Here is a 24,198-nt window from a genome sequence, read left to right on the forward strand (position 1 = left end):
ACCCCTAGGGGGTATGTGGCAACTGGCTCCACGACCTCTCGGGCTGCCGACTGTGCTGGTCTGAGGGCAGGTGCGGGGTCCGGATGGCTCGCAGCCCATTGGCGATCACCACGATCTCCGCGACTTCGTGCACCAGGACAACAGCGGCCAGCCCGAGGGCGCCGGTGACTGCCAGAGGCAGCAGTACGGTGATGATCAGCAGCGAGAGCACAATGTTCTGATTGATGAGCCGGCGCCCACGGCGGGCATGCTGCAGCGCAGCAGGGATCAGGCGAAGATCGTGGCCGGTGAAGGCGATATCAGCGCTGTCGATGGCGGCGTCGGTCCCTTTCGCGCCCATCGCGATTCCCACGCTCGCGGCCGCCAGGGCGGGGGAGTCGTTGGTCCCGTCACCGATCATCGCCGTTGGCCGGCTGCGGTCCAGCTCGACGACGGCGTCGGCCTTGTCCGCCGGGCGCAGCTGCGCGCGCACGTCCTCGATGCCTGCGGCCTGGCCGAGGGCGTGGGCGGTGCGGGGGTTGTCACCAGTGAGCATGGTCACACCGATACCGCGTCTGGTCAGGGTCCGCACGACCTCCGGGACTTCCTCGCGCAGCTCATCGCGCACACCGATGACGCCGATGACCTGCTCGTCGACGCTGATGACTACGCAGGTCTGACCGTCCGCCTCCAACGATTCCACCGCAGCGGCCAATGCTGCCGGGTCCACCCAGCGCGGGCTGCCGACAGCGACGGTGTGGCCCTCCACCGTTGCGCTGATCCCATGACCGGCCTGTTCGACTGCCCCTTCGGCGAGGGGCACATGGCTGGCTGCTGCAGTGATGGCAGTGGCCAGAGGGTGTGTGCTTCGCTGCTCCACGGCGGCCGCGTAGGCGAGCACCTGATCCTCAGACACACCGGCGGTGGTGACCACAGCGGTGACAGTCGGTTCGTGGCGGGTCAGGGTTCCGGTCTTGTCCATGGCCAGATGACGGATGTCACCGGCCCGCTCAAAGGCGGCACCGCTCTTGATGATCACCCCGAATCTGCTGGCCGCGCCGATCGCCGAGGTCACGGTCACCGGCACCGCAATCGCCAGCGCGCACGGCGAGGCCGCCACCAGCACCACCAAGGCTCGGGTGATCCAGGTTTCCGGATCACCCATCAGAGACCCGACGACGCCGACCAGCAGCGCGAGGATCATCACCCCAGGCACCAGCGGCCGGGCGATTCGCTCTGCCAGCCGTGCCCGTTGGCCCTTCCTCGCCTGGGCCTGCTCAACGAGTTCGACGATCGTGGTCAGCGAATTGTCGCTGCCGCCGGCCGTCGTCGTGATCTCCAGGGCGCCGGAGGTGTTGATCGCACCGGCGGAGACCGCATCGCCGGGTTCGACCTCAACGGGGATCGATTCGCCGGTGATCGCCGAGGTGTCCAGGCTGCTGCGTCCGCTGTGCACCACACCATCGGTGGCAATCCGTTCCCCTGCCCGCACCAGAAGCACCTCGCCGAGCGTCAGTTCTGCCGCTGCAATCTCGACCGGGGTGCGGCTGCGCATCACCACTGCGGTCTGCGGCACGAGCTCCAGCAGTGCCCGCAGGCTTCCGCGCGCCCGTTCCATCGCCTTGTCCTCCAAGGCTTCGGCGATTGAGTACAGGAACGCCAAGGCCGCAGCCTCCTGCACGTGGCCCAGGAGCACCGCTCCGACGGCGCTGATGCTCATGAGCAGTCCGATGCCGGCCCTGCCCTTGGTGAACAGGCCGACCAGGGCATCCGGCATGAAGGTGGAAGCTCCCAGAACCAGGCCGATCCAGAACAGGACCAGAGCCACCGTCTCGGCAGCTGACCAGCCCAGGATCAGCCCGGTGAGGAACGCGGCACCGGAGAGGATCGGAATCAGCAGTCCCCGATCGCGCCACCATGGGACTCGCGCTTCATTGGTCTCGTGTTCCGACGCGGAGTTCGTGGCCGGTGCACAGCATTCCGAACTCATGGGGAGCTCTGCGGCTCCGCACAGCAGCCGGGCACGGCGCACTGCGGATCGATGCAGGCGACATTCTCATCCGCGGCGAGGGTGACGTCCACCAACTCGGTCAGAGCCGCGGTCAGGTGCGGGTCAACGATCTCGTATCGTGTCTGGCGGCCCACCGGCTCTGCCACCACGATGCCGCACCCGCGCAGGCAGGCTAAGTGATTCGACACATTGGTCCGGGTCAGCTCCAAGTCCCGGGCAAGCTGGGCCGGGTACCCCGGGTTTTCCAGCAGGCAGAGCAGAATGCGTGAACGCGTCGGGTCAGCCAGTGCCCGCCCGAGTCGGTTCATGACCTCCAGCCGTGAAGCAATAGTCAGCATGCGCTGACCATACAGCGTGCGCTGACTATACAGCAAGCGGTGACCTGTCAGTTATCCACTGTCCCTGGGCGGAATGTATGAGGCCGAATAGTCGCTCATGCGTGTGAACTGGGCGACCTCGCTCAGGCCTGTCCACTAGGGTGTCTGCATGGCCAGACGTGGATGGATGATCGGGCTGGGGGCCTCCGCGCTCACCGCTCTGGGTGGGCTGGCGGCCCACGACAGGCTGCAGAAATCGCACTCGGTGCTGCGGAACTATCCGGTGCTGGGCCGTGGCCGCTACCTGATGGAAGCGATCCGGCCTGAACTGCAGCAGTACTTCATCGAACGAGACGTGGACGGCCGCCCCTTCGACCGCAATGCGCGTTCGCTGATCTACCAGCGCGCCAAAGGCGTGGCGGATGTCACACCGTTCGGCACCGAGCGCGACGTCGATTCGATCGACTATGAATGGCTGGTCCACTCGATGACGCCGAAGCCGATGCCCGACGCCCCTCCCAGGGTGCGCATCGGCGGACCGGACTGTACCCGGCCCTATGACATGTCGCTGTTCAACGTGTCCGGAATGAGCTTCGGCGCGCTTTCGGCCAATGCGGTGCTGGCGATGAACCACGGGGCAGCACTGGGCGGATTCGCCCAAGACACCGGGGAGGGCGGGCTCTCCGATCACCACCTCGCCCATGGGGGTGATCTGGTCTGGGAGATCGGAACCGGCTACTTCGGAGCTCGCAATGAGAACGGCGAATTCGACCCCGATCAGTTCGCGCGGCAGGCGGCTCACGAGCAGGTCAAAATGATCGAGCTGAAGCTCAGCCAAGGTGCCAAACCCGGACTCGGCGGCGTGCTGCCCGGGGCGAAGGTCAGCGAGGAGATCGCCGCGGTGCGGATGGTCCCGCCCGGGGAGACCTGTGTCAGCCCGGCGGCCCACAGAGCGTTCAGCACCCCGGTGGAGCTGATTGAGTTCATCGCTCGGTTGCGCGAGCTCTCCGGCGGCAAACCCACCGGGTTCAAACTCTGCGTCGGTTCCCGGACTCAGGTGCTGGCGCTGTGCAAGGCCATGCACGAGGTCGGCACCACCCCGGACTTCATCGTCGTCGACGGCTCCGAGGGCGGCACGGGGGCTGCACCGCTGGAATTCGAGGATCACGTGGGCATGCCGCTGACTCAGGGCCTGCTCACCGTGCAGAATGCGCTGGTGGGGGCGGGCCTGCGTGACACCATCCGGCTCGGCGCCAGTGGCAAAATATCCGCGGGGAACGACGTCGTCCGGCGCCTGATCCAAGGGGCGGACTTCACCAGTTCGGCGCGGGCCATGATGATGGCGGTGGGCTGCATTCAGGCACAGCGCTGCCACACCGACACCTGCCCGGTGGGTGTCACCACCCAAGACCCGCGCCGCACCAAAGCCCTGGTGGTGGAGGAGAAATCGGTGCGCGTGCAGCGGTATCACGAATCCACTGTGCACCAGGCCCTGCGACTCATGGCCTCGATGGGGGTCTCCGACCCGAGTCAGCTGCGGCCGGAAATGCTGCGCCGCAACCTGAGCAAACAGGAATCGCGCTCCTACGCCGAGCTGCACCAGTGGTTGGCGCCCGGGGAGCTGCTCAACCAACCGCCCGAGGAATGGGCCGCAGACTGGGCGAACGCCGACCCGCACTCCTTCGCTGCTTCCTGAGGGAGGGCGCAAACGTGGGGTCGGTGAACGCCGACGCTACGGGGTGATGCCGCGCGGCTGGTTCGGCCACGGTGTGCGGGCATCCCGCAGCTCACCGGCGCCGGTGCGCACTGCATGCAGGCCCAGAATCCCGACGACGGCGGAGGGGTTGTGGATCTCTCCGCGGAGCACCGCGGAGACGGCTTCAGCCAGCGGCACCCAGGTGGGTGCGATCTCCGCCTCTTCGGCGTCGCGGGCGTGCAGCTCAGCCTGCGGCACCGCACTGAGGCCCTGCGCCAAATACACCCGAATGCCCTCATCGGAGACGCCGGGGCTGGTGTAGAAGTCCACCAGAGTGTGCCAGGTGCTGGCCTGCACATCGGCCTCTTCGCGCAGTTCGCGCTGCGCGGTCTCCAGCAGCGGCTCGCCGCCGACGTCGAGCAGTCCGGCCGGCACCTCCCACAGGTGCATGCGCACCGGGTGCCGGTACTGGCGGATCAGCAGGATGCGGTCCTGCTCATCCACCGGCAGCACGGCCACGGCCCCCAGGTGCTTCATGAACGCTCTGCGCAGCGGCTGCTGGGCGGCACCGAAGCGGAACTGCTCCTCCACCACCGTGAAAATGCGATCCTCGTGCTGGGTCAGGGACTCATCGACCGGCTGCGCCGCGGGGGAGTCATAGATGTCCATTGCTTCACCGTACCGATTCATCCGCCAGCCCTGTAGCGTGGATCTATGACGGAGAGTCCAGGCCCCCGGAAGAACGACCACCAGAACATCGACGACGACGGCTCCCAGGTCACCACGATCAGACTGCCGCAGCATGCCCCTGCGGCCGATCCGAACCGCTCCAGCCCGGTGGCACAACGTATGGTGCGCGCCGATGGTGGAAACATCATCGCCTTCACCTTTGCCGCCGGCCAGTCGATGCCCGAGCATCAGGCCGCCCACCCGATCATCGTGCAGTGCCTCAGCGGATACTTGGACTTCACCGTTGAGGGCCGGACGGTGCCCATGGAGCCTGGTGTGGTGCTGCACCTGACCGCACGGGTCCCCCACGACGTGGTCTGCCCGGTCAACGTCACCGAAGACAGTGTGCTGATGCTGACTATGCTCACCGGAGAGACGGTGGGGGAGGAACGGTGAGGGGCTGACCCGCATGAGCGCAGACCCAGACGTGCTGTACCGCCGGGTGTCGCAGCTCGCCGAGCAGCAGCCCTTTGCGGTGCACTGGCAGATCCGGCTTCCCACAGCCTGCAACGCAGAGCCGTACGATCACGGCGTCGTCATCGGTGAGGGTGCCCAGACGCAGCTGGCCTCCTTCAGCACCCGCAAGGTGAGCCTGCTGGCGGCGGCCCTGGCGCTGGTCCACCGCGGCGAGCTGAACCTGGCGCAGCCGCTGACCGTCACCGCGGCGATGAAGGACGGGGTGCAGGCCGGCATCATGAAGAACCTGGCCCCGGGTGTGGAGCTGAGCCTGGAGGATCACCTGCGGCAGATGATGATCACCTCAGACAACATCTGCACCCAACTGGTCTTCGACGCGATCGGCCAGGTCACCGGGGATGCGCTGCAGTGGGTCAACGACTACTGCGCCTGGGTGGGGATGCGGGCCACCGTGCACCGCGAGATCTTCCCGCGCAGCGCAGAGCTGTCCTGGCACCACGGCATCGAGGCCATGACCGTGACCACTCCTGCGGACCAGGCACACCTGCTGGCGCTGCTGGGGCAGGGAACCTACGACGACGCCGCAGCAGCGCGGCTGCACCTAAGCCGGCAGCTGTGCCGGTTCGCAGTGGAGCTGATGTACGGCATCTACACCCCGCTGCTGGCAGGCCGCACCAGCAGTCTGCGCTTCGCGGAGAAGAACGGCCGCGGGCTGCGCAGCCTCTCGCAGGTCGGCCTGGCCACTGCCGAGGGCGCACCGGTGGCCGCGGTGGCGGTCTACGCGGAGAACATCCCCACCCAGCTGCCCGACGGCACCCCCGGCCGGTTGGCCGCCCACCAGCTGTTCGCCGACATCGGTGCGGCGGTGGAGGACTGGCAAGTGCAGCCGACGCGTCAGAGCAGTGGTGGGCACAGCAGCAGTGGGCAAAGTGGCGACCCCGGCGACCTGGCCGGCGAGGCCTACTCCGCCGGGATCCTGCTGGAGGCCGGCACCACCCGTCAGCTGGGCGAACCGTCGGTGCTGTCACACCAGCAGTCCCACAGGCAGCACCGGCTTGCCGGGGTCGGCAAACTGTTCGCCGCCCTCGCGCTCGCCGAGCAGGCAGAGCACGACCCCACCCTGCTGCAGGCCTCCGTGACGATCACCGGCACGCACCGCCGCCGAGCCGCCGTCGGGCCCCTGCGCACCCACACCGGTGACCTCAGCCTCGCGCTCGGCGACGCGGTGGGGCTGATCATCTCCACCTCTGACGCCGCCGCCTCCCTGGCCGTGGCTGATGCGCTGCGGGGACACGACGTCGACCTGGTGGCCCAGGCGCAGCAGCTCACTGAACGGTTGGGCCACGGTCCGGATCGGCTGACGGCGACCTCCATCACCGGGGCTGAACCCGCCGAGGGGGCCTGCGGCGATCTGCTGGTGGGGCAGACGACACCACAGGATCTGGCCCGGCTGCTGGTCCAGCTGGCCTGTGTCGGTGGGTTGGACAGCGCCGATGGGCTGGCCTGTGCCGGTGGGCTGTGCAGCGACGCCTCCGCCGACCCCGAAGCCGCCGCCCCTGAATCCGCTGCCTCCGAAGCTCGCAGTATTGCGCCGGCGGCGGCCGAACGCGTCCTGGGGTGGATGAGTCAGGTGTTCGAACCGGCCGGGCTGAGCAGCGCCCTGCCGGGGTATGGGCCGAAGAGGGTGCCGCAGTGGAGCGTCTCCGGAGTGGAGCTGCGCTCGCCGTCGTCGGTATTCTCCACTGGAGGGTGGTCCTCGGTGATGATCAGCTACGCTGCCCGGGACCAGAAGGCGCTCGTTGTGGCGGCGACTCATCACCCATCACACGCTGGCGGGGCTGCAGGTGCTGGTCGGCGCGTCAGCAGGATCTTCGCAGGCCTGGGGTCTGCCGCCTACCGGGGCGCGGGCCCACTATGAGCTGTCCTGCGGGTTTCGCACACCTGGGCGCTCGCCGTAGTGTGGACCTTTGCTGCACGAACCCGAAAGGACACCACACATGAAAGTCTGGGTCGACCGCACCGTCTGCGAAAACCATGGGCAGTGCACCGCCGTTGCTCCTGAGAACTTCAGCATGAACAAAGACGGTGTCATGGAGTATGAGGAAGCCGTATCCGACGACGATCTCGACTCTGTTGAGGACGCGGTGGATGGCTGCCCCGTGCAGGCCATTTTCCTGATGGACGAGTAAACACCGGCGGTGAGGTGTGTGGCCCGTTGTCGGGCTGCTGTGCTGGCGGGTAGGTTCAGTCCATGAGCCATCAGTTCAGCAGCGAGACCTACGTGCCGTTCTCCCGGGAGGACGTCTTCTCCTGGTACACCCGCCCCGGGGCGCTGACCCGGCTGCACCCGCCGTTCGCCGGTGAGGTCCTCCAGGAGCCGGAGGGTGGCCCGGTCGAGGGCAGCGAATCGGTGATCACCCTGAACCTGCCGGGCCTGCTGGGCACCAGCCTGACAGCCGCATCCGGGCTGGTCGGCTCCGTGCTGCCGGTCAACCCGCCGAGCCGGGTCACCTGGCGATCGCGGCACCAAGACTTTGAGACTGGCCGCGGGTTCACCGACGTCATGGTCTCCGGGCCGATGCGCAGCTGGCGCCACGAGCGTCAGTTCCTCGACGAGGGGCCGGGCACGCTGCTGCGCGAAACGGTGACCTATGAGCTGCCCGGAACGGCGCGGCTTCCACGGTCCGCCGCCGACCGGCTGCACCGGATGGTCGAGCCACAGCTGCGCCGCATCTTCGCCTACCGGGAGCGCCAGATGACGGAGGACCTGGCGTTTCACCAGAGCCACGGCCGGCTGGCGTCCCAGCAGGAAGAGCACAAGCAGGAGCACAGCGGCACCCCCGACGACGCCCACCAGCCGCAGGTCGTCGCGGTCTCCGGGGCCTCCGGCATGGTGGGGACCCAGGTGTGTGCCCTGCTGGGCGGAGCCGGCATCCAGGTGCGCCGGCTGGTGAGGCGGGACCTCCGCGGTACCTGGCAGAACACCGGTGCGGATCAGATCGCCTGGGACCCGGTGAACGAACTCATCGACGACGACGCCCTGGCTGAGGTGGATGCGGTGATCCACCTGGCCGGCCACCCGCTTGCCGACCGGTTCACCGAGGAGCATAAGCACAAAGTGGAAGAGTCGCGGGTGCGCGGCACCTCCCTGATCGCCGACGCGTTGGCCCGAATGGAACAGCAGCGTCCGGCACACCGCGCGCTGATCAGCGGCTCGGCCATCGGCTGGTACGGGGCCACCGCTGCGGATCGCACCCACAGCCAGGCGCAGCTCAGCGAGGACGACCCCGCAGGCACTGATTTTCTGGCCAGCGTCTGTCAGCAGTGGGAGGACGCCGCCCAACGTGCGGCGCCGGCAGGGGTGCGGGTGGTGAGCATCCGCACCGGAATCGTGCAGTCGCCGGCCGGAGGCGCGCTGGAGAGGATGCTGCCGCTGTTCGCTCTCGGAGTCGGCGGTCCCCTGGGTGGGGACCAGGTCCAGTCCTGGATCAGTCTGGACGATGTTGCTGCACTGATCGTGCATATGGTGCTGACCCCGCAGGCGCAGGGGCCCATCAATGCGGTGGCGCCGGAACCAGTCACCGCCCGCGAGTACGCCCAGACTCTGGGGGCGGTGCTGCGCCGGCCTGCGGCGATTCCGGTGCCCTCGGCGGGCCCGAAGCTGCTGCTGGGCGACCAGGGGGCCAAAGAGATGGTGCTGGCCGACCAGCGGGTCAGCGCGCAGAAGGCCGAATCATTGGGTTACAGCTTCCGGCACCAGGACCTGGCCGCAGCACTGCGCCACCTGCTCGGCCGGTGAGAGCTGCGTGTGCAACGGTGACAAGCCGAATAGAATCGGGGGAGACATGCCCGGACGCACCGACGACGAGCCCGAACGGAGGAAGTGGGAACCTATGAAGTCAACTGTGACGGCTGAGCAGTTCGACTCCACCTTCGATCAGGGTGGGGATGTCACCGCCGCCCTGGACGTGGATAAGGCTCGTCGCCCTGGACAGGAGCAGCAGCCCCGACGTCCCGGGTCCTGAGGCCTGCACAGTCCATCACGGGGTCACGGGCGGGAGCGCTCGCGGGGGCCGCTGATCAGCCAATTGGCCGCAGCGGCCAGAACGATGAGAGCAGCCGCCGCCGTCACCACGACCACGGCAGCGGTGCTGTCGTACACCTCGGCCAGCTGACCGGTGACCGCAGCGGCGGCGGACTGGCCCACAATGATCGAGGTGCTGGCCATGGACATCGCCGTGGCTGAGCGGCCGCGCGGGCTGCGCTGGGCCACCAGGTTGAACACCGTGACCAGGGTGGGGCCGACGCCGACCCCCATCAGCACCAGCACCAGCACCATGACCACAGGGTTCGGTGCCAGCTGCATGCCCACAGCGCCGATCAGGATCAGCGGGGCGAAGCTGAGCCAGCGGGCCCGCATGGAGAAGCTGGTGGGAAACAGCGCAGCCCCCAGGGCGAAGATGGCCGAACCCACACCCATCACCCCATAGGCGAGGCCTGCCAGCTCGGGGGAGCCTGCCTCGTCCATGATGGCAGTCAGCGTGGTCAGTGTGGAGCCGAACACCGTCCCCACACCCAGCACACCGATGGTCACCACCAGCAGCCCGGCGGTGAAGAGCTCGCGGGCCGGTGCGGCAGTGACCTGATTCTTCGAGCTCTTCGGCACCGCATCAGCAGTGGGGTGCAGCGCAAAGGTGGTCAGGAAGATCAGGGTGAGGGCGGCCGCGCCGATCATGGGGGCGGCCGCGCCCATCGTGGCGGCCAGGGCGCCGACGATCATCGGCCCGAAGACGAAGGTGACCTCATCGGCGGCCGACTCGTAGGCCATGGTGTTGTTCAGGGTCTTCTGCCGCCGGTGCGGGGCAATCCGGTCAGTGATGATGCCCACCAGCCGGCTGCGCGACATCGGCGGCACCTGCGGGGTGCTGGCACCGACCAGAAAGGCCGACAGCAGCAGCGCCCAGGCGCCCAGCGAGCTGTAGGCGGCCCAGCTGATCACCAGCAGCCAGAAGCTGCTGATCGCACCGGTGGCCAGCAGCACCGGGCGCTGACCCCACCGGTCTGCTGCGGCACCGATCAGCGGACCGAAGCAGGCCACACCCAGGCCCACCATCGCTGAGGTCAGACCGCCCAGGCTCAGCGATCCGCGTGCGGAAACCACCAGGGTCAGCACTCCGATCACCATCATCGCGTAGGGGAAGCGGGCGATGAGTGCCACCGGGAAGAAGGTGCGCCCCGCCGCGGCCATCAGGTTGGGCGACTGCCGGTCAGGGTTCGGCTGGGCAGGGTCCAGCTGGCCAGCAGCCGGTGTGGTCTGTGCAGAAGTCATGAAGGCAACAATGTACCCCGGCGCAGTCTCTCACGCACGACGACGCCGTCACCGACAGCGGCGATGCGGCTGAGTCTCAGCGGCGCAGCAGGTCCTCCGTCTCGGTGCCGGGCAGGGCCACTGACACCTGGGTTCCCCAGGGGTCGGTGGTGGAGACGCGCTGACCGTGATCTTCGAAGCTGACGCCCTTGCCCCGCAGCCGTCCGATCAGGGCATCCAAGTCCTCGCGGCCCGGCACGGTCACCGACACATCGCCCAGGCCCAGGCGGGCGGCGCGGGGGCCGGCCCCGGAGCTGTTCCAGGTGTTCATCGCCACGTGGTGGTGGTATCCGCCGGCGGCGGCGAAGAGCGCACCGGGGTAGCCGGAGACGGTGGTCTCGAAGCCCACAGTGTCGACGTAGAAGTCTTTGGCGGTGGGAATGTCACCGACCTGCAGGTGCACGTGGCCCACCAGGCCGGCACGGTCAGGTCCGGCGTCGACGACGTCCTGGCTCAGGTGGGTCTGCAGGAACGCGTTGGGGTCCAGGTACAGCGTTTCCATCCGCAGCTCACCGTTCTTCTGCTCCCACTGTTCGCGGGGTCGGTCGCGGTAGAGCTCGATCCCGTTGCCCTCCGGATCGGTGAAGTAGAACGCCTCACTGACGTGGTGGTCGCTGGAGCCCACAAAGCGGGAGCGCTCATCCTGGGCTGCCCGGTAGACCGTGGCGGCCAGGCTGGCCTGGTCATCGAACAGGAACGCGGTGTGGAACAGTCCGGCATCACGCGGGTTGACCTGCGGCAGGTGGGGAGTGTGGATCAGGCGTACCATCGGCGTGGTGCCCCGGCCCAGCACGCGGTGGACTTCAGCGCCGCGGGAGCGCTCCTCCAGCGGGACCATCGCCAGCGCGTTCTGGTAGTAGGAGGACATGTTCTCCAAGTCGCCCACGTGCAGGGTCACCGCGTCCATAGCCGTCGCCGGATGCAGAAAGCGCTCATCGGTGACGGCAGCCTCGGCTGACGGGTGGCCGGGGCTGGCCTGGCTAGGGCTGGTCTGGGCAGGGTGAGCGGTGTTCGGGTCAGAGATCGGCATCATCAACCACCTATCGATAGGTCAGGGCGCGGCGGGCAGCCTTTTTCGCGATGTACTTTCCCCTACAACTATTATCGGGTGCAGAATGTTTCCCATGTGATGGACGACACTGTTGGTGGGTCTGCTGTTCAGCCCCAGCGCAGGCTTCTTCGTTATGTTGTGCCCCATCGTCATCACCATGGTTATTCATCACTGTAGGGAAGGAACACCATGAATCATCAAGACAGTTCAGCCCCGGCCGCCTTGGAACGCCGAGCCCTCGTGCGAGCCCTGCGCGAGAAGGGCCCGGAAGCCGAGACCCTGTGTGAAGGGTGGAAGACCCGGGATCTGGCAGTTCACATCGTGGCCCGTGATTCGCGCCCCGACACCATCTTCGGCCAAGGGCTGCCGGTGGTCGGCGATAAGGCCGCGCGTGCTTACCAGCAGCTGGAGCAGCTGGGCTTCGAAGCGCTGCTGCAGAGAATAAAGACCGGCCCGCCCCAATGGTCGCCGGCCCGGCTGCGGGCGGTGGACAATGTGATGAACACCGTGGAGTTCTATGTCCACACCGAAGACGTGCTGCGTGCCGACCCCGGCGCTGATCAGCGCCCCCGGCGCAGTGTGGCCGACTCTGTACGGACCACCCTGTGGAATCAGGCGTCGCGGACCCTGTTCATTCCAGCAGCGCGCAAAGCACGACGACGCCTCACCTTCCTCAGCCCCGGGGTGGGTGCGGTGACCCACGGCCGAACCGGCGACCCGATGCTGATTCTGGAAGGCGCACCTGAGGAGCTGGTGCTGTGGGCCTTCGGCCGCCAGGAGGCCGCCGAGGTCACCATGCGTGAGCCCTGACCCGTCGAGGGCAGCCGCGCGCGCCGTCAACTAACGTGAAGCTCGCCCCCGTCGAATGCTGGATTTTGGGTGCTCTGAGCCGTCACGGCGTCGAATTCCACCAAGAATCCAGCAGCCGACGGGGCTGCAGGTGTTAACTGGTGATGTGCAGCGGGTCAGCCCGAGCTGGTTCGCTGCTCAGCTGCTGCCGCTGCGCAGGTAGACGGTGGTGGTGTGGGTGAAGAAGTCCTTGGCCGCCTGGCCCTGCTCCTTCGGGCCGTAGCCGGAGCCCTTGGCCCCGCCGAAAGGAACGTGCGGATCCGCGCCGGCTGACTCGGAGTTCACGTGCAGAATCCCGACGTCGAGTTCCTCCATCGCCTCCAGGATGTGACCGACGTCTTCGGTGAAGATCGCTGAGGTCAGACCAAATTCGCCCTGGTTGGCCAGGTCGAATGCCTCCTGAGCGCCGCTGACCCGGCGCATGGTCAACACTGGGCCGAAGAACTCGTCCCACCAGGCGGAGTTCGCCTCGGCGGCATCAGCATCGCGCGGCAGTTCCAGGATGGTAGCCGGCAGGAACGCATCCTGGCCCCCGGAGCTCTCAGGAGCTGCGCCCCGGTAGATGAGGTGGGCTCCCTGATCGATCGCAGCCTGTACCCCTCGGCGCACCTCAGCGGCGGCCTCGGCATGGATCAGCGGCCCCATATGCACCTCCGGGTCGGTGGGATCACCGACCACCCAGAACTCCAGCCGGGCCTTCAGCCGTGCGATGAGGTCATCGGCCACCGATCCGTCCACGATCAGCCGAGAAGTTGCGGTGCATTTCTGCCCGGTGGAGCGGAACGCGCCGAGGAGCACCTGGTCGGCGGCCGTCTCCAGATCAGCATCAGCCAGCACGAGAGCGGCATTCTTTCCGCCCATTTCAGCCTGCATCGGGACCCCGCGCCCAGCCGCCGCTGCAGCCAACTGGCGGCCTACACCGGTGGAACCGGTAAAAGTCAGCCCGGCCAGCTTGGTGTGTTGGGTGATCGCTGAGCCCAGGGGGCCGCTGCCATAGACCAGGTTCAGCACCCCATCTGGCAGCCCGGCCTTGTGCAGCGCCTCCGCCAGACGCATCGCCAACAGCGGTACTGTGCTGGCCGGCTTCCACACCACGGTGTTGCCGTGCACCAAGGCCGGGGCGATCTTCCAGGCGGGAATGGCGATGGGGAAGTTGAACGGTGTGATGACCCCTACCGCGCCCAGCGGTTTGCGGGTCACGAGGATCTTCTCCGCGGGTCGAGGGGAGTGAAAGACCTCTCCGGCCTGATGCTCGCCTTCGGCTGCCTGGTAGCGAAGAATCTGAGCGGCCCGCCGGACTTCGCCGACACCCTCAGCTGCCGTCTTACCTTCCTCGCGGGAGAGTTCCTTGCCGAACTGAGCGGCACCGGCCTCCAGCAGCTCGGCAGCCCGCAGCAGAATCGCCCCACGCTGCTGAACTGGGGTCCGCGCCCATTGCCCGCCCGCGGCAGCGGCAGCGGCAAAGGCTCGGTCGACGTCGTCCTCAGTGGCTTGGCGGCCTTCGGCCACCGTCTGCTCGGGGTGGGCAGGATTGGCGGAAATCAGGGCAGCGGACGTGCCCTCCTGCCAGGTGCCGTTGATTAGCAGCCGCAGAGCGGCAGGGGCGGGATGCGTGTCTTGGGTCATCGTGGTCCTTCTGGGCTCGGGTCAGGTTCAGCTCAGGCGGCGGCATCGAGGATCGCGGCCCGCAGTACGTTCAGTCCCTCGCGCAGCAGGCTCTCGTCGATCACCAGCGGCGGCAGCAGCCGGATCACGTTGCCGTGGGTGCCGCAGGTCAGGGTCAGCACGCCCTGAGCGTGGCAGTGATCGGAGATCTTCTTCGCGAGGTCCGGCCGGGGCTTCAGGGTCTGGGCGTCTGCGAACTCCAGGGCGAGCATGGCCCCGCGGCCGCGGAACTGCGCCACAATGGAGGTCTGCTCCACCACGTCGGCGAGCACCTGCGTGGCGACGTCTTCGATCATTTGCGCGTTGGCCAGCAGGCTGCCGTCCTCGAATTCCTCGAACACCGCGAGCGCTGCCTCACAGGCCAGCGGGTTTCCGGCATAGGTGCCGCCCAGGCCGCCGGGGTGGACCGTGTTCATCAGGTCGGTGCGCCCAGTGACTGCCGAGAGTGGCAGACCGCCGGCCAGCGCCTTGGCCGAGAGGATAATGTCTGCGGCGACGCCCTCGTGTTCGCTGGCGTAGAGGGCCCCGGTGCGGCCCATGCCGGCCTGGATCTCATCGAGGACCAGGACGATGCCGTACCGGTCGGCGATCTCGCGCAGCCCGGCGATGAAGCCCGGTGCCGGGACCACGAACCCGCCCTCGCCCTGAATCGGCTCGATCACCATGGCCGCAAAGGAATCAGCACCGTGCTCCGCCAGCGTCTCCTCCACGGAGGCCAGTGCCCGGGCGGCCACCTCGTCCGCCGAATCCTCACGCGATCCCTCGCCCGACTCCAGACGCAGAGGGTTGGCGGAGGCGGCGCGCACGAATTCGGTGGGCATGGGCCCAAAGTTCAGCCGGTAGGGGTTCTCCTTCGCCGTCATCGCCATGGTCATCAGAGTCCGGCCGTGGTATCCCTCGTCGAAGACCAGCACATTGGGCCGTCCGGTGGCCGAACGCGCAATCTTCACTGCGTTCTCCACGGCCTCAGCACCGGTGGTGAACAGCGCCGTGCGCTTGTCGAAGCTGCCGGGAGTATTGGCATTGAGCCAGCGGCACACTTCGGTGAAGGACTCATACTCGGTGACCATGAAACAGGTGTGGGTGAAGCGCTGAAGCTGGGCTGTGACCCGCTCACGGACCCGACGGTTGGCCGCTCCCACGCTGGTGACCGCGATGCCGGAGGCGAAGTCGATCAGCCGGTTGCCGTCCACGTCCTCGATGATGCCGCCGTCGGCCCGGCTGACGAAGACTGGAAGTGCGGTGCCGAATCCTGCGGTCACCTGCGAGGCGCGATCAGCGTGGAGCTGCTGGGATCGGGGTCCGGGCACCTCGGTGGCCAGGTAGCGGGACTGCGGCAGCGCCTCATCGGCGGCGGGGGAGGGGGAGAGCTTCTCAGTCATGGGGCATACGCTACGAGCGCGTACCCGCGCCGTCATTGACCATTCTGACCAAAAGGCTGCGACGGTGTAGATGATTCGTCCATGGTGACTCTTCTGGAACTTCAGCACTGAACTCGGCTCTGACTTACCTCGTGGCCGGCCACGTTCTGGCCGGCCAGTGTGCAGAGTCTGCTGCCGCGGCTGCGCGTGAAGACGCATGCGGCTCAACCACACCGGCGTGCACTCTGCTGCGACTTTCCAGCTACAGGGCCGGCCGGTGGTGCAGTACCCCAATGGCGATGGCGAGCGGCTCGTAGGTTTTTTCGCGCCGCGTGCCCGGGGCGAATGCTCAGCCGTGCGGACCGCCAAATCAATCTCACAATTGCGCACGCTGCTGGCGATCAGAGCCCGGGAACGTCGGGCCGAAGTCACCGTCACAGCCAGGCCGGCCGCCGCAGTGACCAAGTTGCGGATCCAAGGGCAGGCGCAGGCTGCGTGGGCTGAAGACGCGGGCCTGGAGAACATTCCTGCCCGAGTGCGGCTGTTGGCCTCTGCAGGCCGTCGACGACGTCGGGGAGCTGATCGTACAGGCAGCCCAGCCTTCCCGCCAGGGGCCTGCCCGCACCGGGGAAAATCTCAGGTAGGATCTGCTCGCCACCACGAATCCGGTGTCGTCTATGTGGTGCTGAACGCATAGCCGGATAGCTGTCCATCCTCGGACCAGCCACCCGTTCGTCCGTTGTCGGATCTGAAGTCTGTGCTGGGTGAACCGGCGCTGCTGCGTGAGGTTGCATCGGCATTCCACAACCTGCGCCGTACGCTGGACGCAGCCCCGGTCGGCATGCTGGTTGCGGCCACCGATTGGGGCTGGACTAGAGCCGACCAGTGGGTGGAAGCGTTGGCTAACTCCTCCCCGGGATCTGTTGACTACTGTCACGGCCTATCTGCCCCTCGTGCGATCCCCCAAAATCCCTGATCTATCCATGATGCGGCGTGGATTCATGAGCCGATGTCATCTATCTGGAATCCTCAAGGTTAGGTGAGTAGCGTCACTGTCGAATTAATGGGCGAGTGCTCAAAACCAGATGCGTGAAATGTTGGAGATGAGATGTCAGACCTATTGTTTACCAATGCCCGTGTATTCGATGGTGAAGGGTTCAGTGAACCGCGGGCCCTTGCCCTCGTTGATGGCAGAGTGGCAACAGAGGCTCAGGTGGCGGCAGAGACCATCGATCTCGATGGGCGATTCGTCATGCCTGGGTTTATTGAGTCCCATGCTCATCCCAGCAAGCTGGGGACTACGCTTCTGGAGTTGGACCTGAAACCCGGGTCAGTTTCCAGCGTTGTAGATGTGGTCAACAAGGTCGCAGAAGCAGCGGAGAAGGCCGAACCGGGGACCTGGCTTCGGGGCAGCGGCTGGGATGAGACCTACTTCGCAGAGAGTCGGGGCCCCACCCGCGAAGATTTAGATGCGGTCTCGCCACATCATCCGGTGGCCCTTACCCGAACCTGCCAGCACATGCTGGTGGTCAACTCTGCAGCCTTGAAGGTATCGGGTATTTCCGAAGATGTGGAAGATCCAGCAGGTGGTCGCTACGTCCGCGACAGTGCAGGTGTCATGACGGGCCTTGTCCAAGAAGCAGCTATGGACTATGTCTGCGTGCCGGCATACTCGCAGCAGGAGGAAGAACGCGGTTTTAAGCTCGCCCAGGACGCCTTCACTTCTTGGGGCGTGACCACGGTCCATGACATGTCCACATTGTCCTCGAGTCTGCGTGGTTATACTCGTGCGGATCAGAACAACGAGCTGCGGATCCGCTTGCGTCCCTGGCTTTGGGCTCTGAACCAATCGGCGATGAAGGGGCTCCTCGATCATGCGCTCGGGGCAGGAATTACCTCTGGGTTCGGCAATGACATGGTCCGTATCCAGGGCGCGAAGTTTACTCTAGATGGCAGCGTGGGAGGCCGGACCGCCGCAGTTTGCTGCTCGTTTGAAGACCTCGAGGACCGTGGGCTGCTTTACCTCACAGACGACGACTTCGTATCCCACCTCGCGCGAGCGGTCCAGGGTGGTTTGCGGCTTGCTATTCATGGCATTGGTGACCGGGCCATCGAGCAGGCGCTTAATGCGCTCGATCATCTTGATCAAGAGGATTTCGTCACGTCGCAGCGCAATAGAATTGAGCACTGTGCTCTTCCAACAGAGCCGCAGTTGGAACGGCTCCGGGAGAAGAATCTGATTGCGGCGTCCTCCATCGGTTTCATCTATCACTTGGGCGACTCCTATCTCAAAGCCCTCGGTGCAGAGCGTGCTGGGCGGGCTTATCCCCACCGGACGTTCAACCAGTGGGGAATCTGCGCGCCTGGAAACTCCGACACTCCGGTCACCAATGGAAACCCTTGGGAAGGCATCTACGCTGCGGTCACCAGAACAACACGCTCTGGTGCTGTGGTGGGAGCTGAAGAGGGAATCGGTTTGACTGAGGCCATCCGTTCCTATACCCGTGATGCAGCATTTACATCTTTTGAGGAGGACACTTTGGGGACCCTGCAACCGGGCGCACACGCAGACCTACAGGTATTGGAAGCGAACCCCTACGAATTAGAACCCGAGCAGTGGCTGAATCTGGCACCGACGGCCGTGTATACAGCTAGCAAGCGGGTACATGGGTGAGTCTCACTCACTACCCTCCAACCACAAGACTTCGCTACCTAACGAGTCCTGAAGCACAAGGCCCGGATGCCGGCGATCAACGCCGTCGCTGATTCACCCGCCACAGACCTCTCACCCTAGGAGCCAATCATTTTTACCGACGCCCAGAATACGCTTCTTCTCTATGTCACCCTGGGATATTTCGCCTTTTTGGTCGGCGTATCAGTGTGGATCGGCATCAAGCGGATTCGTACCTATGACGACTACAATGTCGCGTCCAGGAACGTATCCATATATCCCCTCATTCTCACGTATGTAGGGACTGCGATCGGCGGCTCTACTCTTCTGGGTTTCATGGCCTCCGGTTACGATCTCGGCATGCGCGAGCAGTGGTTCATGATTGCTATTCTCTTTTTCGGCGTGGTGATGGCGCTCTTTATGGTTAAGCGCATACGGCGCTTGGGAGAGAAGTACCGCTACATCACTATTGGTGACGTGACTGCCCACCGGTTCGGCAATAAGGCACGAGTCCCCACTACTATCTCGGTGCTCACCGCTTACGCCGCGATTACAGGCATGCAGTTCGTCGCCATAGGCCTGGTGCTGAATCTTGTGGCCGGTGTGCCGATAAACCTCGCGATTATTGTCTCGGCAGTCATGCTGACCCTGAAAACCGTTTTTGGTGGATTGAAAGCAGTCATTTGGCAGGATGCCGTTCATGGCACCGTCCAAACTCTGGCCGTCTTTGGAATGTTCATCGCCGTGGTAGTGATCGCAGGTGACTGGGGCACAATACGATCAAACGCCGAGGCGATGGGCGAGCTGGAGAACTTGGGCCTGATGAATATTGGAATTGCAGAGATTGGCGTCTACGCCTTGACTCTGGGTGCTTACCAGTTGGTTCGCCAAGACCTGTGGCAGCGAGCTTGGGCGGCCAGAGACTTAAAGACGGTGATGCGGGGATACTGGATCTCGATCTTTCTCGCTGCGCTGACCACCGGTGTGGTCATCTGGGTCGGCGTGATGGCTCGTTACGGGCTGGGGATAGAGAGTGAGGATTCCAGCCTCATATACTACGAAGTCGCCAATATGGTTATGCCGTTTGAAATTGTGGTGGTCATGGTGGTGGCCCTGCTCGCTACCGTCATTTCCACAGCAGATTCTTTCTTCATGGCAGGATCTTCGTCCATCATTAACGACATCATTCGGCCGTTGCTGAAAGGAACACCGACGCAAAAGACGTTGCTCCGCTGGAGCAGGGTCTCGGTGGTCATCACCGGGATCGTTGCCCTTGGGCTCGCACTGGCAGTTCCCGAACTCATCGAGCTCTGGACCACTGGTACAGCGATGCTGGTATCAGGTCTGCTGTTCCCCGCGCTGGTCGCGCTCTACGCTAAGAGGGTATCTGGTCGGGGCGCGATCACCTCTATGTGGGTTGGACTGCTCATCTCGGTGGGGTGGACTCTGGCAGGGGCTCCTTTCGCTCACCCAGTATTCCTCGGTCTTCCCGTCTCCATCCTGGTCTACGTTATCTACCATTACGTGGACCGTGAACGTCTCAGCGAGTACGTCGGTGAGCCGCCCCTGGTCCCGCAGAGTGCGGGCCAGCCGCCTGATGATACGCGGAGTCGCGGCCAAGACGGTGGGGCGTAGGAAGCGATTGCCGAGAGTAGGAAGGTGGTCTGATGTCTCAGACGGGAACAATCGTTGCACTGGATGTCGCAGAGCTGAGCATTTCGCAGATGCTTACGGCCCTGGACTCAGGACAGCTGACAAGTGTCGACCTGGTCTGTGCCTACCTCAATCGGATCGCGTACTACGACCGGAGCGGTATCTGTCTAAACTCGGTGCCACTGACCAACTCTGAGGCGCTGGATGAAGCCCGCGCCTCAGACGCAAGACGACGTTCGGGTGAGGTAATTGGCCAGCTGGAAGGTGTGCCCTTCACCGTCAAGGACAGTTACATGGTTAAGGGTATGCCCGTGGCTGCGGGAAGCCCCGCCTTGTCCAAGGTTATCGCCACTGAAGATGCGGCCACCGTTGCTCAGCTCAGGGCAGCTGGTGCCATCCTGCTTGGCAAAACCAACATGCCACCGATGGCCGCTGGGGGAGTCCAGCCCGGCCTCTACGGTTACACTCACAGCCCGTACAGTCCCGAGTATCTAACGGCCGCCTATGGCTCTGGATCCTCCTACGGTTCGGGGACGGCAACATCTGCTTCCTTTGCGGCGTTCGGCATGGCTGAAGAAACCCTATCATCGGGGCGATCGCCCGCCTCCAACAACGCTCTCGTGGCGTATACGCCCTCGCGCGGGTTGATCTCAATCCGGGGAAACTGGCCACTACGCCCAACCTGCGACGTCGTCGTACCCCATACCCGCACCATGGAGGACCTGCTGCTGGTACTGGATGTGATCGTGATAAAAGACCCCGCTGTCAGGGGCGACTTCTGGCGAAGCCAAGAGTCGGTGAAGCTTCCCGATGTGGAGGACATACGGCCTTCATCTTTTCTCGAGGTGGGGTCAGACCGTTTAGCCGGAGTCCGGTTCGGCGTGCCGCGGTTGTACCTGGGCCAGGATTCGGGGTCCCACGATCCGCCCGTTATTCGGGACTCGGTGAAGGTCCTGTGGCAGCAGGCGGTGGACGACTTGACCGCGTTGGGTGCCGAGGTGGTTTCCATAGACCCGTCGATAGTAAGTGATTATGAAGAGGACCGACCAGCAGCTCGCGGCCTGCAGGCTAAGGGATATGTCACTGCGGAATGGCAGAGGGCAGAGAGCGGGGTCCTTGCAGCGATGGCGCTAGATGAGTTTCTACACGATAACGACGATCCAGCGTTGAATACCTGGGCCGAGGTGGATGGCACCTTGGTCTTTCCAAACGCTCCGGACCACACATACACCACGAAGGGCAGGCACGCCTACGACTGGCAGCGGTTGGCTGAAATGGTGAAGGATGGGCTTCCGCAGTCATATCAGAAAATCCCCGGGGCAGATCAGTCCTTGCAGGGACTGGAGCAGGCCCGAAAGGTCGAATTTGAAGACCAGATGGCCGAGTTGGATCTGGATGGCATCATCTTTCCTGCCCATGGTGACGTAGCCCGAGCAGACCTGTTCGACCGTGCCGAAAGCATGGAGCATGCCCACCAGAATGGTGTTGTGTATGCCAACGGGAACCGCATGATCCGGCACCTAGGGGTCCCAACGGTCACCGTGCCCATGGGCTGGATGTCCGACACTAAAATGCCGGTGGGCATCACATTCGCAGCGAGGGCCTATTCAGATGTTGAGCTCCTGCGCTTCGCCGCAGCCTATGAAAAGAGAGCTCACCGCAGAGTGGCTCCATACCGAACACCCTCACTACCTAGTGGACAGGTCCGCCTCCGTCAGCAGGACTCGGCACTTTCGCAGCGTGAGGTGGTTCTTGAGCGCCTGCAGGTCTCAGCGGAGGCAAGCTCGGTTGCATCCGGTTGGAGGCTTACCGTTGCAGTGGAGGGCATCATAATGGGGGACGCTACGTCGTTGTCTCCGGAGCAGGTTGGCCAGGAGTTTGATATCCGTGTGTGGGCTGATGGAATGATTCTGCAACAAACCGATGCGCAGGCGCCCACATTCTTTGGCACGGTGTTCGCCTCAAGGAAGCGTTTGGACTCCGGGATTCACCTCGTGGTGCGGGCCTGTCACTGGCCCACTGGCGAGGTGATCGGCCAGCACACCCTCCAGGCGGTGCTGTGACGCTAGCCCGTGACTTTGAACTCAACCTCGACGAAGCTGCACTGCTGATCACTCTCATTCACAACGTTGTGTGCAGTACCCGCTGAGCGCTGATAGCTGGCGCCTAGAGTCAGTGGATTCTCTGAGGTACCTTCTGAAGTCTCCACCGTCAGTGTTCCATCGGAGGTGGGTACAACGACGTAGTCATACTCATGGGTGTGGGACCCGGTCTGAGTCCCGGGAGGGAAGTCCCAATTAGTGACCCGGATCTGGTAGTCATCGATCTGAACTGTGGCGATAGCGGTCGTCTCGTTGGCCATGCAGTGAGTCTACTCATTTTGAGGGCATACTCTAGATTTTCCCGGGTTCTCACTCATGGGGACACACTAAGAGGAAGCCCCGTCATTAACCATCCTGGCCAAACAGAGGCGAAGTTGTGGATAATACATCCATGGTGACTCTTCTGGAACTCAGCACCGAACTCGGCTCCGACCTGCAGCCGGTCCACGGAGGACAGCCAGCCTCCCGAGACCTCAGCGGCGTCCACGTCTCGGAGCTGGAAGACCCGACCCCCTATTTGGAGGGCGGGGAGCTGCTGCTGACCACCGGAATGCCGCTGGGGGAGGCCGGCTCCATCCGCGACTACGTCTTGCGGTTGCGCGCCAGAGGCGTCCACGGGCTGGGCCTCGGTTTGGGTCCCTGGCTGTTGCACGTGCCCGAACACCTCAGCGAGGCCTGCATCGAAGCGGGCATCGACCTGCTGATCATTCCGGACCGGGTGCCGTTCCAAAGCATCTCCCGTGCGTTCTGGGGGATCTCGGCCCGCAGCGGCAAAGCCGACCTGATGGGCAGCCTGGGTACCCAGACTGCCCTCGCCCGGGCGGCGATGCGCTTAGACGCTGCTTCCGCAGTGATCCGCGGCCTGGCCCAGGAGCTCGACGGATGGGCCGCCTATCTGCCTGCTGATTCCAGCGCCGAGACCTCATGGCCGGCCACATTCTGGCCAGCCAGTGTGCAGAGTCTGCTGCCGCGGCTGCGAGCGGAGACGCTGCGGCTCAACCGCACCGGCGTGCACTCTGCTGCGACTTTTCAGCTGAAGGGCCGGCCGGTGGTGGAGTACCCCATCGCCGACGGCGAGAAGATCCTCGGATTCCTGGCCGTGGGGCCCGGGCGAGCGATCACCGCCGCTAATCGGCAGATCATTCTGACCGTCTGCACCCTACTGGCCATCAAAACCAGGCAGCGCCACGCTGCGGTGAGCACTGCGGCAACCTTCGCCGCGTCGGTGGCGAAGCTGCTGTTGCAGGGCCACCCGGAGGCCGCCCGAACCGTGGCGGAAGATGCCGGCCTGCCGGATCTGCCGCCTCGGGTGAGGATCCTAGCGCTGCAGCGCCCGCACGCCCACACCCCGTACGACGACGCCGCCCTGCTGCGCACCGCAGCCGCTTTGCCCAGGGCCGATGGTCTGCCGCCATTGGGGCCGAGGCTGGAGACCTGCCAGCTGCGGCACCAGGAGCCCGACGTCGTCTTCCTGGTGCTCACAGACCACCAGACGGCAGCGAGCTCTGAGTCGGCGCCGGGCCCCGATCAGGTGGTCGATCTAGAGTCTGCGGAGCTGGTTGGGGGACTGGCTGCGGCGCTGAGTGAACCCATCCTCCTCAGTGAGGCGGCCAGTGAGATGGCGAACCTGCGGCGTGCACTGCGCCACGCTCCGGCAGGCACAGTGGTGGGCACCGCTGATGCGGGGCAGACGCGCGCCCAAGGGTGGGTGAGGACCTTATCGCAGCACCGGGGCCCGGATTTGGTGAGCACCGTCGCGGCCTATCTGCGGCACCGCGGGCACTGGGAGAACGTGGCCCGCGAGCTCAGCCTGCATCGCAACTCCGTGCGCCACCGCATCGGCATCGCGCAGTCCCTCTTGGGCGTCGACCTCAACGATCCGGACGTGTTCGCGCCCCTGTGGCTGGCGCTGCGCTAGCGTGGAAGCAGCTCCATAGCTCCGCCCAGGGCGGCGCGCCGGTCGAAGGTGACCGTTGCCGACGTCATGACGTCGTCATTCTGAGCTGCGCTTCAGTTCGATCTCCACGAAACTGCACTCAGTGTGTGATTCATTGACCACATTGTGTGTGGACCCCGCAGACCTCTGATAGCTGGACCCTGGAACCAGATGATTATCGGCGGTGCCACCAGCAGTCTTGACCTTCAGGGTGCCGGGGGAGACAGGCACCACCACATAGTCGTACTCATGGGTGTGAGTTCCTGTCTGCGTGCCAGGAGGAAAATCCCACCTGGTGACCCGGACCTGGTCGTCGTCGATCTGAACGGTTGCCCTCGCCGTTGCACTCTCGCTCATACGATGAACTCTACTCAAGGCACCCTCGTCTTCAAC

Annotated in this window: 20 protein-coding genes; 11 read left to right on the forward strand and 9 right to left on the reverse strand. The window is 64.9% G+C overall.

The genetic code is table 11. The features are described from left to right. Window positions 1-4 precede the first annotated feature (4 nt). Complete coding sequence (locus tag FHX47_RS05735; protein ID WP_183357961.1) at window positions 5-1,969, reverse strand: heavy metal translocating P-type ATPase; 1,965 nt, start codon at window positions 1,967-1,969, stop codon at window positions 5-7. Continuing rightward, window positions 1,966-2,328 (reverse strand): Cd(II)/Pb(II)-sensing metalloregulatory transcriptional regulator CmtR, encoded by a 363-nt coding sequence (gene cmtR, locus FHX47_RS05740; RefSeq protein ID WP_183357962.1) that lies wholly within the window; start codon window positions 2,326-2,328, stop codon window positions 1,966-1,968. Before cmtR ends, FHX47_RS05735 begins: the two co-directional genes overlap by 4 nt. Before the next feature lie 148 nt (window positions 2,329-2,476). Here cmtR and FHX47_RS05745 point away from each other — a divergent pair, with 148 nt between their 5' ends. Beyond that, window positions 2,477-4,003, forward strand: a complete 1,527-nt coding sequence (locus tag FHX47_RS05745; protein ID WP_246328053.1) for an FMN-binding glutamate synthase family protein — start codon at window positions 2,477-2,479, stop codon at window positions 4,001-4,003. 36 nt (window positions 4,004-4,039) lie between these two features. Here FHX47_RS05745 and FHX47_RS05750 read toward each other — a convergent pair whose 3' ends face one another. Next, window positions 4,040-4,672 (reverse strand): NUDIX domain-containing protein, encoded by a 633-nt coding sequence (locus FHX47_RS05750; protein WP_246328054.1) that lies wholly within the window; start codon window positions 4,670-4,672, stop codon window positions 4,040-4,042. A 45-nt stretch (window positions 4,673-4,717) separates the two neighbouring features. On the opposite strand from FHX47_RS05750, the gene FHX47_RS05755 reads away from it, so the two are divergent. From FHX47_RS05755 to FHX47_RS10960, 5 genes are all read left to right on the forward strand, one after another. After that, window positions 4,718-5,128 carry a cupin domain-containing protein gene (locus FHX47_RS05755; protein WP_183357964.1) on the forward strand — a complete coding sequence of 137 codons (411 nt, stop codon included), beginning with the start codon at window positions 4,718-4,720 and terminating at the stop codon, window positions 5,126-5,128. 13 nt (window positions 5,129-5,141) lie between these two features. Further along, window positions 5,142-7,067: a serine hydrolase gene (locus FHX47_RS05760; protein WP_183357965.1), complete on the forward strand. Its 1,926-nt coding sequence runs from the start codon at window positions 5,142-5,144 to the stop codon at window positions 7,065-7,067. A gap of 79 nt (window positions 7,068-7,146) precedes the next feature. Beyond that, entirely contained in the window at window positions 7,147-7,338 is a 192-nt protein-coding gene (locus FHX47_RS05765; RefSeq protein WP_183357966.1) for a ferredoxin, read from the forward strand. A 62-nt stretch (window positions 7,339-7,400) separates the two neighbouring features. Then, a complete protein-coding gene (locus FHX47_RS05770; protein WP_183357967.1) occupies window positions 7,401-8,948 on the forward strand; it encodes a TIGR01777 family oxidoreductase in 1,548 nt (515 codons plus the stop codon). A 94-nt stretch (window positions 8,949-9,042) separates the two neighbouring features. Beyond that, window positions 9,043-9,174 carry a hypothetical protein gene (locus FHX47_RS10960; RefSeq protein ID WP_281376206.1) on the forward strand — a complete coding sequence of 44 codons (132 nt, stop codon included), beginning with the start codon at window positions 9,043-9,045 and terminating at the stop codon, window positions 9,172-9,174. A 23-nt stretch (window positions 9,175-9,197) separates the two neighbouring features. Here the strand turns inward: FHX47_RS10960 and FHX47_RS05775 are convergent, their stop codons facing one another. Then, window positions 9,198-10,478: an MFS transporter gene (locus FHX47_RS05775; RefSeq protein ID WP_183357968.1), complete on the reverse strand. Its 1,281-nt coding sequence runs from the start codon at window positions 10,476-10,478 to the stop codon at window positions 9,198-9,200. A 76-nt stretch (window positions 10,479-10,554) separates the two neighbouring features. Next, window positions 10,555-11,550 carry a VOC family protein gene (locus FHX47_RS05780; RefSeq protein ID WP_425484900.1) on the reverse strand — a complete coding sequence of 332 codons (996 nt, stop codon included), beginning with the start codon at window positions 11,548-11,550 and terminating at the stop codon, window positions 10,555-10,557. Window positions 11,551-11,757: 207 nt separating this feature from the next. Between FHX47_RS05780 and FHX47_RS05785 the strand changes: the two genes are divergently transcribed. Beyond that, a complete protein-coding gene (locus FHX47_RS05785; RefSeq protein WP_183357969.1) occupies window positions 11,758-12,378 on the forward strand; it encodes a TIGR03085 family metal-binding protein in 621 nt (206 codons plus the stop codon). A 177-nt stretch (window positions 12,379-12,555) separates the two neighbouring features. On the opposite strand, the gene FHX47_RS05790 is transcribed toward FHX47_RS05785, so the two are convergent. Further along, window positions 12,556-14,043 carry an aldehyde dehydrogenase family protein gene (locus FHX47_RS05790; protein WP_183357970.1) on the reverse strand — a complete coding sequence of 496 codons (1,488 nt, stop codon included), beginning with the start codon at window positions 14,041-14,043 and terminating at the stop codon, window positions 12,556-12,558. 32 nt (window positions 14,044-14,075) lie between these two features. Then, window positions 14,076-15,464, reverse strand: a complete 1,389-nt coding sequence (locus FHX47_RS05795) for an aminotransferase class III-fold pyridoxal phosphate-dependent enzyme (RefSeq protein WP_221206118.1) — start codon at window positions 15,462-15,464, stop codon at window positions 14,076-14,078. Between the two features lie 1,192 nt (window positions 15,465-16,656). Here FHX47_RS05795 and FHX47_RS05800 point away from each other — a divergent pair. From FHX47_RS05800 to FHX47_RS05810, 3 genes are all read left to right on the forward strand, one after another. Further along, on the forward strand, window positions 16,657-18,117 hold the full coding sequence (locus tag FHX47_RS05800) for an amidohydrolase family protein (RefSeq protein WP_183357972.1): 1,461 nt from the start codon (window positions 16,657-16,659) through the stop codon (window positions 18,115-18,117). Window positions 18,118-18,321: 204 nt separating this feature from the next. Next, window positions 18,322-19,749 carry a sodium:solute symporter family protein gene (locus FHX47_RS05805; RefSeq protein ID WP_221206120.1) on the forward strand — a complete coding sequence of 476 codons (1,428 nt, stop codon included), beginning with the start codon at window positions 18,322-18,324 and terminating at the stop codon, window positions 19,747-19,749. A gap of 32 nt (window positions 19,750-19,781) precedes the next feature. Next, window positions 19,782-21,830 (forward strand): amidase, encoded by a 2,049-nt coding sequence (locus tag FHX47_RS05810; protein ID WP_183357973.1) that lies wholly within the window; start codon window positions 19,782-19,784, stop codon window positions 21,828-21,830. Between the two features lie 2 nt (window positions 21,831-21,832). Here the strand turns inward: FHX47_RS05810 and FHX47_RS05815 are convergent, their stop codons facing one another. Then, the gene (locus tag FHX47_RS05815) at window positions 21,833-22,129 is read right to left on the reverse strand and encodes a cupin domain-containing protein (protein ID WP_183357974.1); all 297 of its coding nucleotides are present in this window, start codon (window positions 22,127-22,129) and stop codon (window positions 21,833-21,835) included. Window positions 22,130-22,260: 131 nt separating this feature from the next. Between FHX47_RS05815 and FHX47_RS05820 the strand changes: the two genes are divergently transcribed. Beyond that, complete coding sequence (locus FHX47_RS05820; RefSeq protein WP_183357975.1) at window positions 22,261-23,787, forward strand: PucR family transcriptional regulator; 1,527 nt, start codon at window positions 22,261-22,263, stop codon at window positions 23,785-23,787. A gap of 75 nt (window positions 23,788-23,862) precedes the next feature. Here FHX47_RS05820 and FHX47_RS05825 read toward each other — a convergent pair whose 3' ends face one another. Next, window positions 23,863-24,162: a cupin domain-containing protein gene (locus FHX47_RS05825; RefSeq protein ID WP_183357976.1), complete on the reverse strand. Its 300-nt coding sequence runs from the start codon at window positions 24,160-24,162 to the stop codon at window positions 23,863-23,865. Window positions 24,163-24,198: the final 36 nt, after the last annotated feature.

It is taken from the genome of Garicola koreensis (assembly GCF_014195445.1).
Taxonomy (GTDB): Bacteria; Actinomycetota; Actinomycetes; order Actinomycetales; family Micrococcaceae; genus Nesterenkonia; species Nesterenkonia koreensis.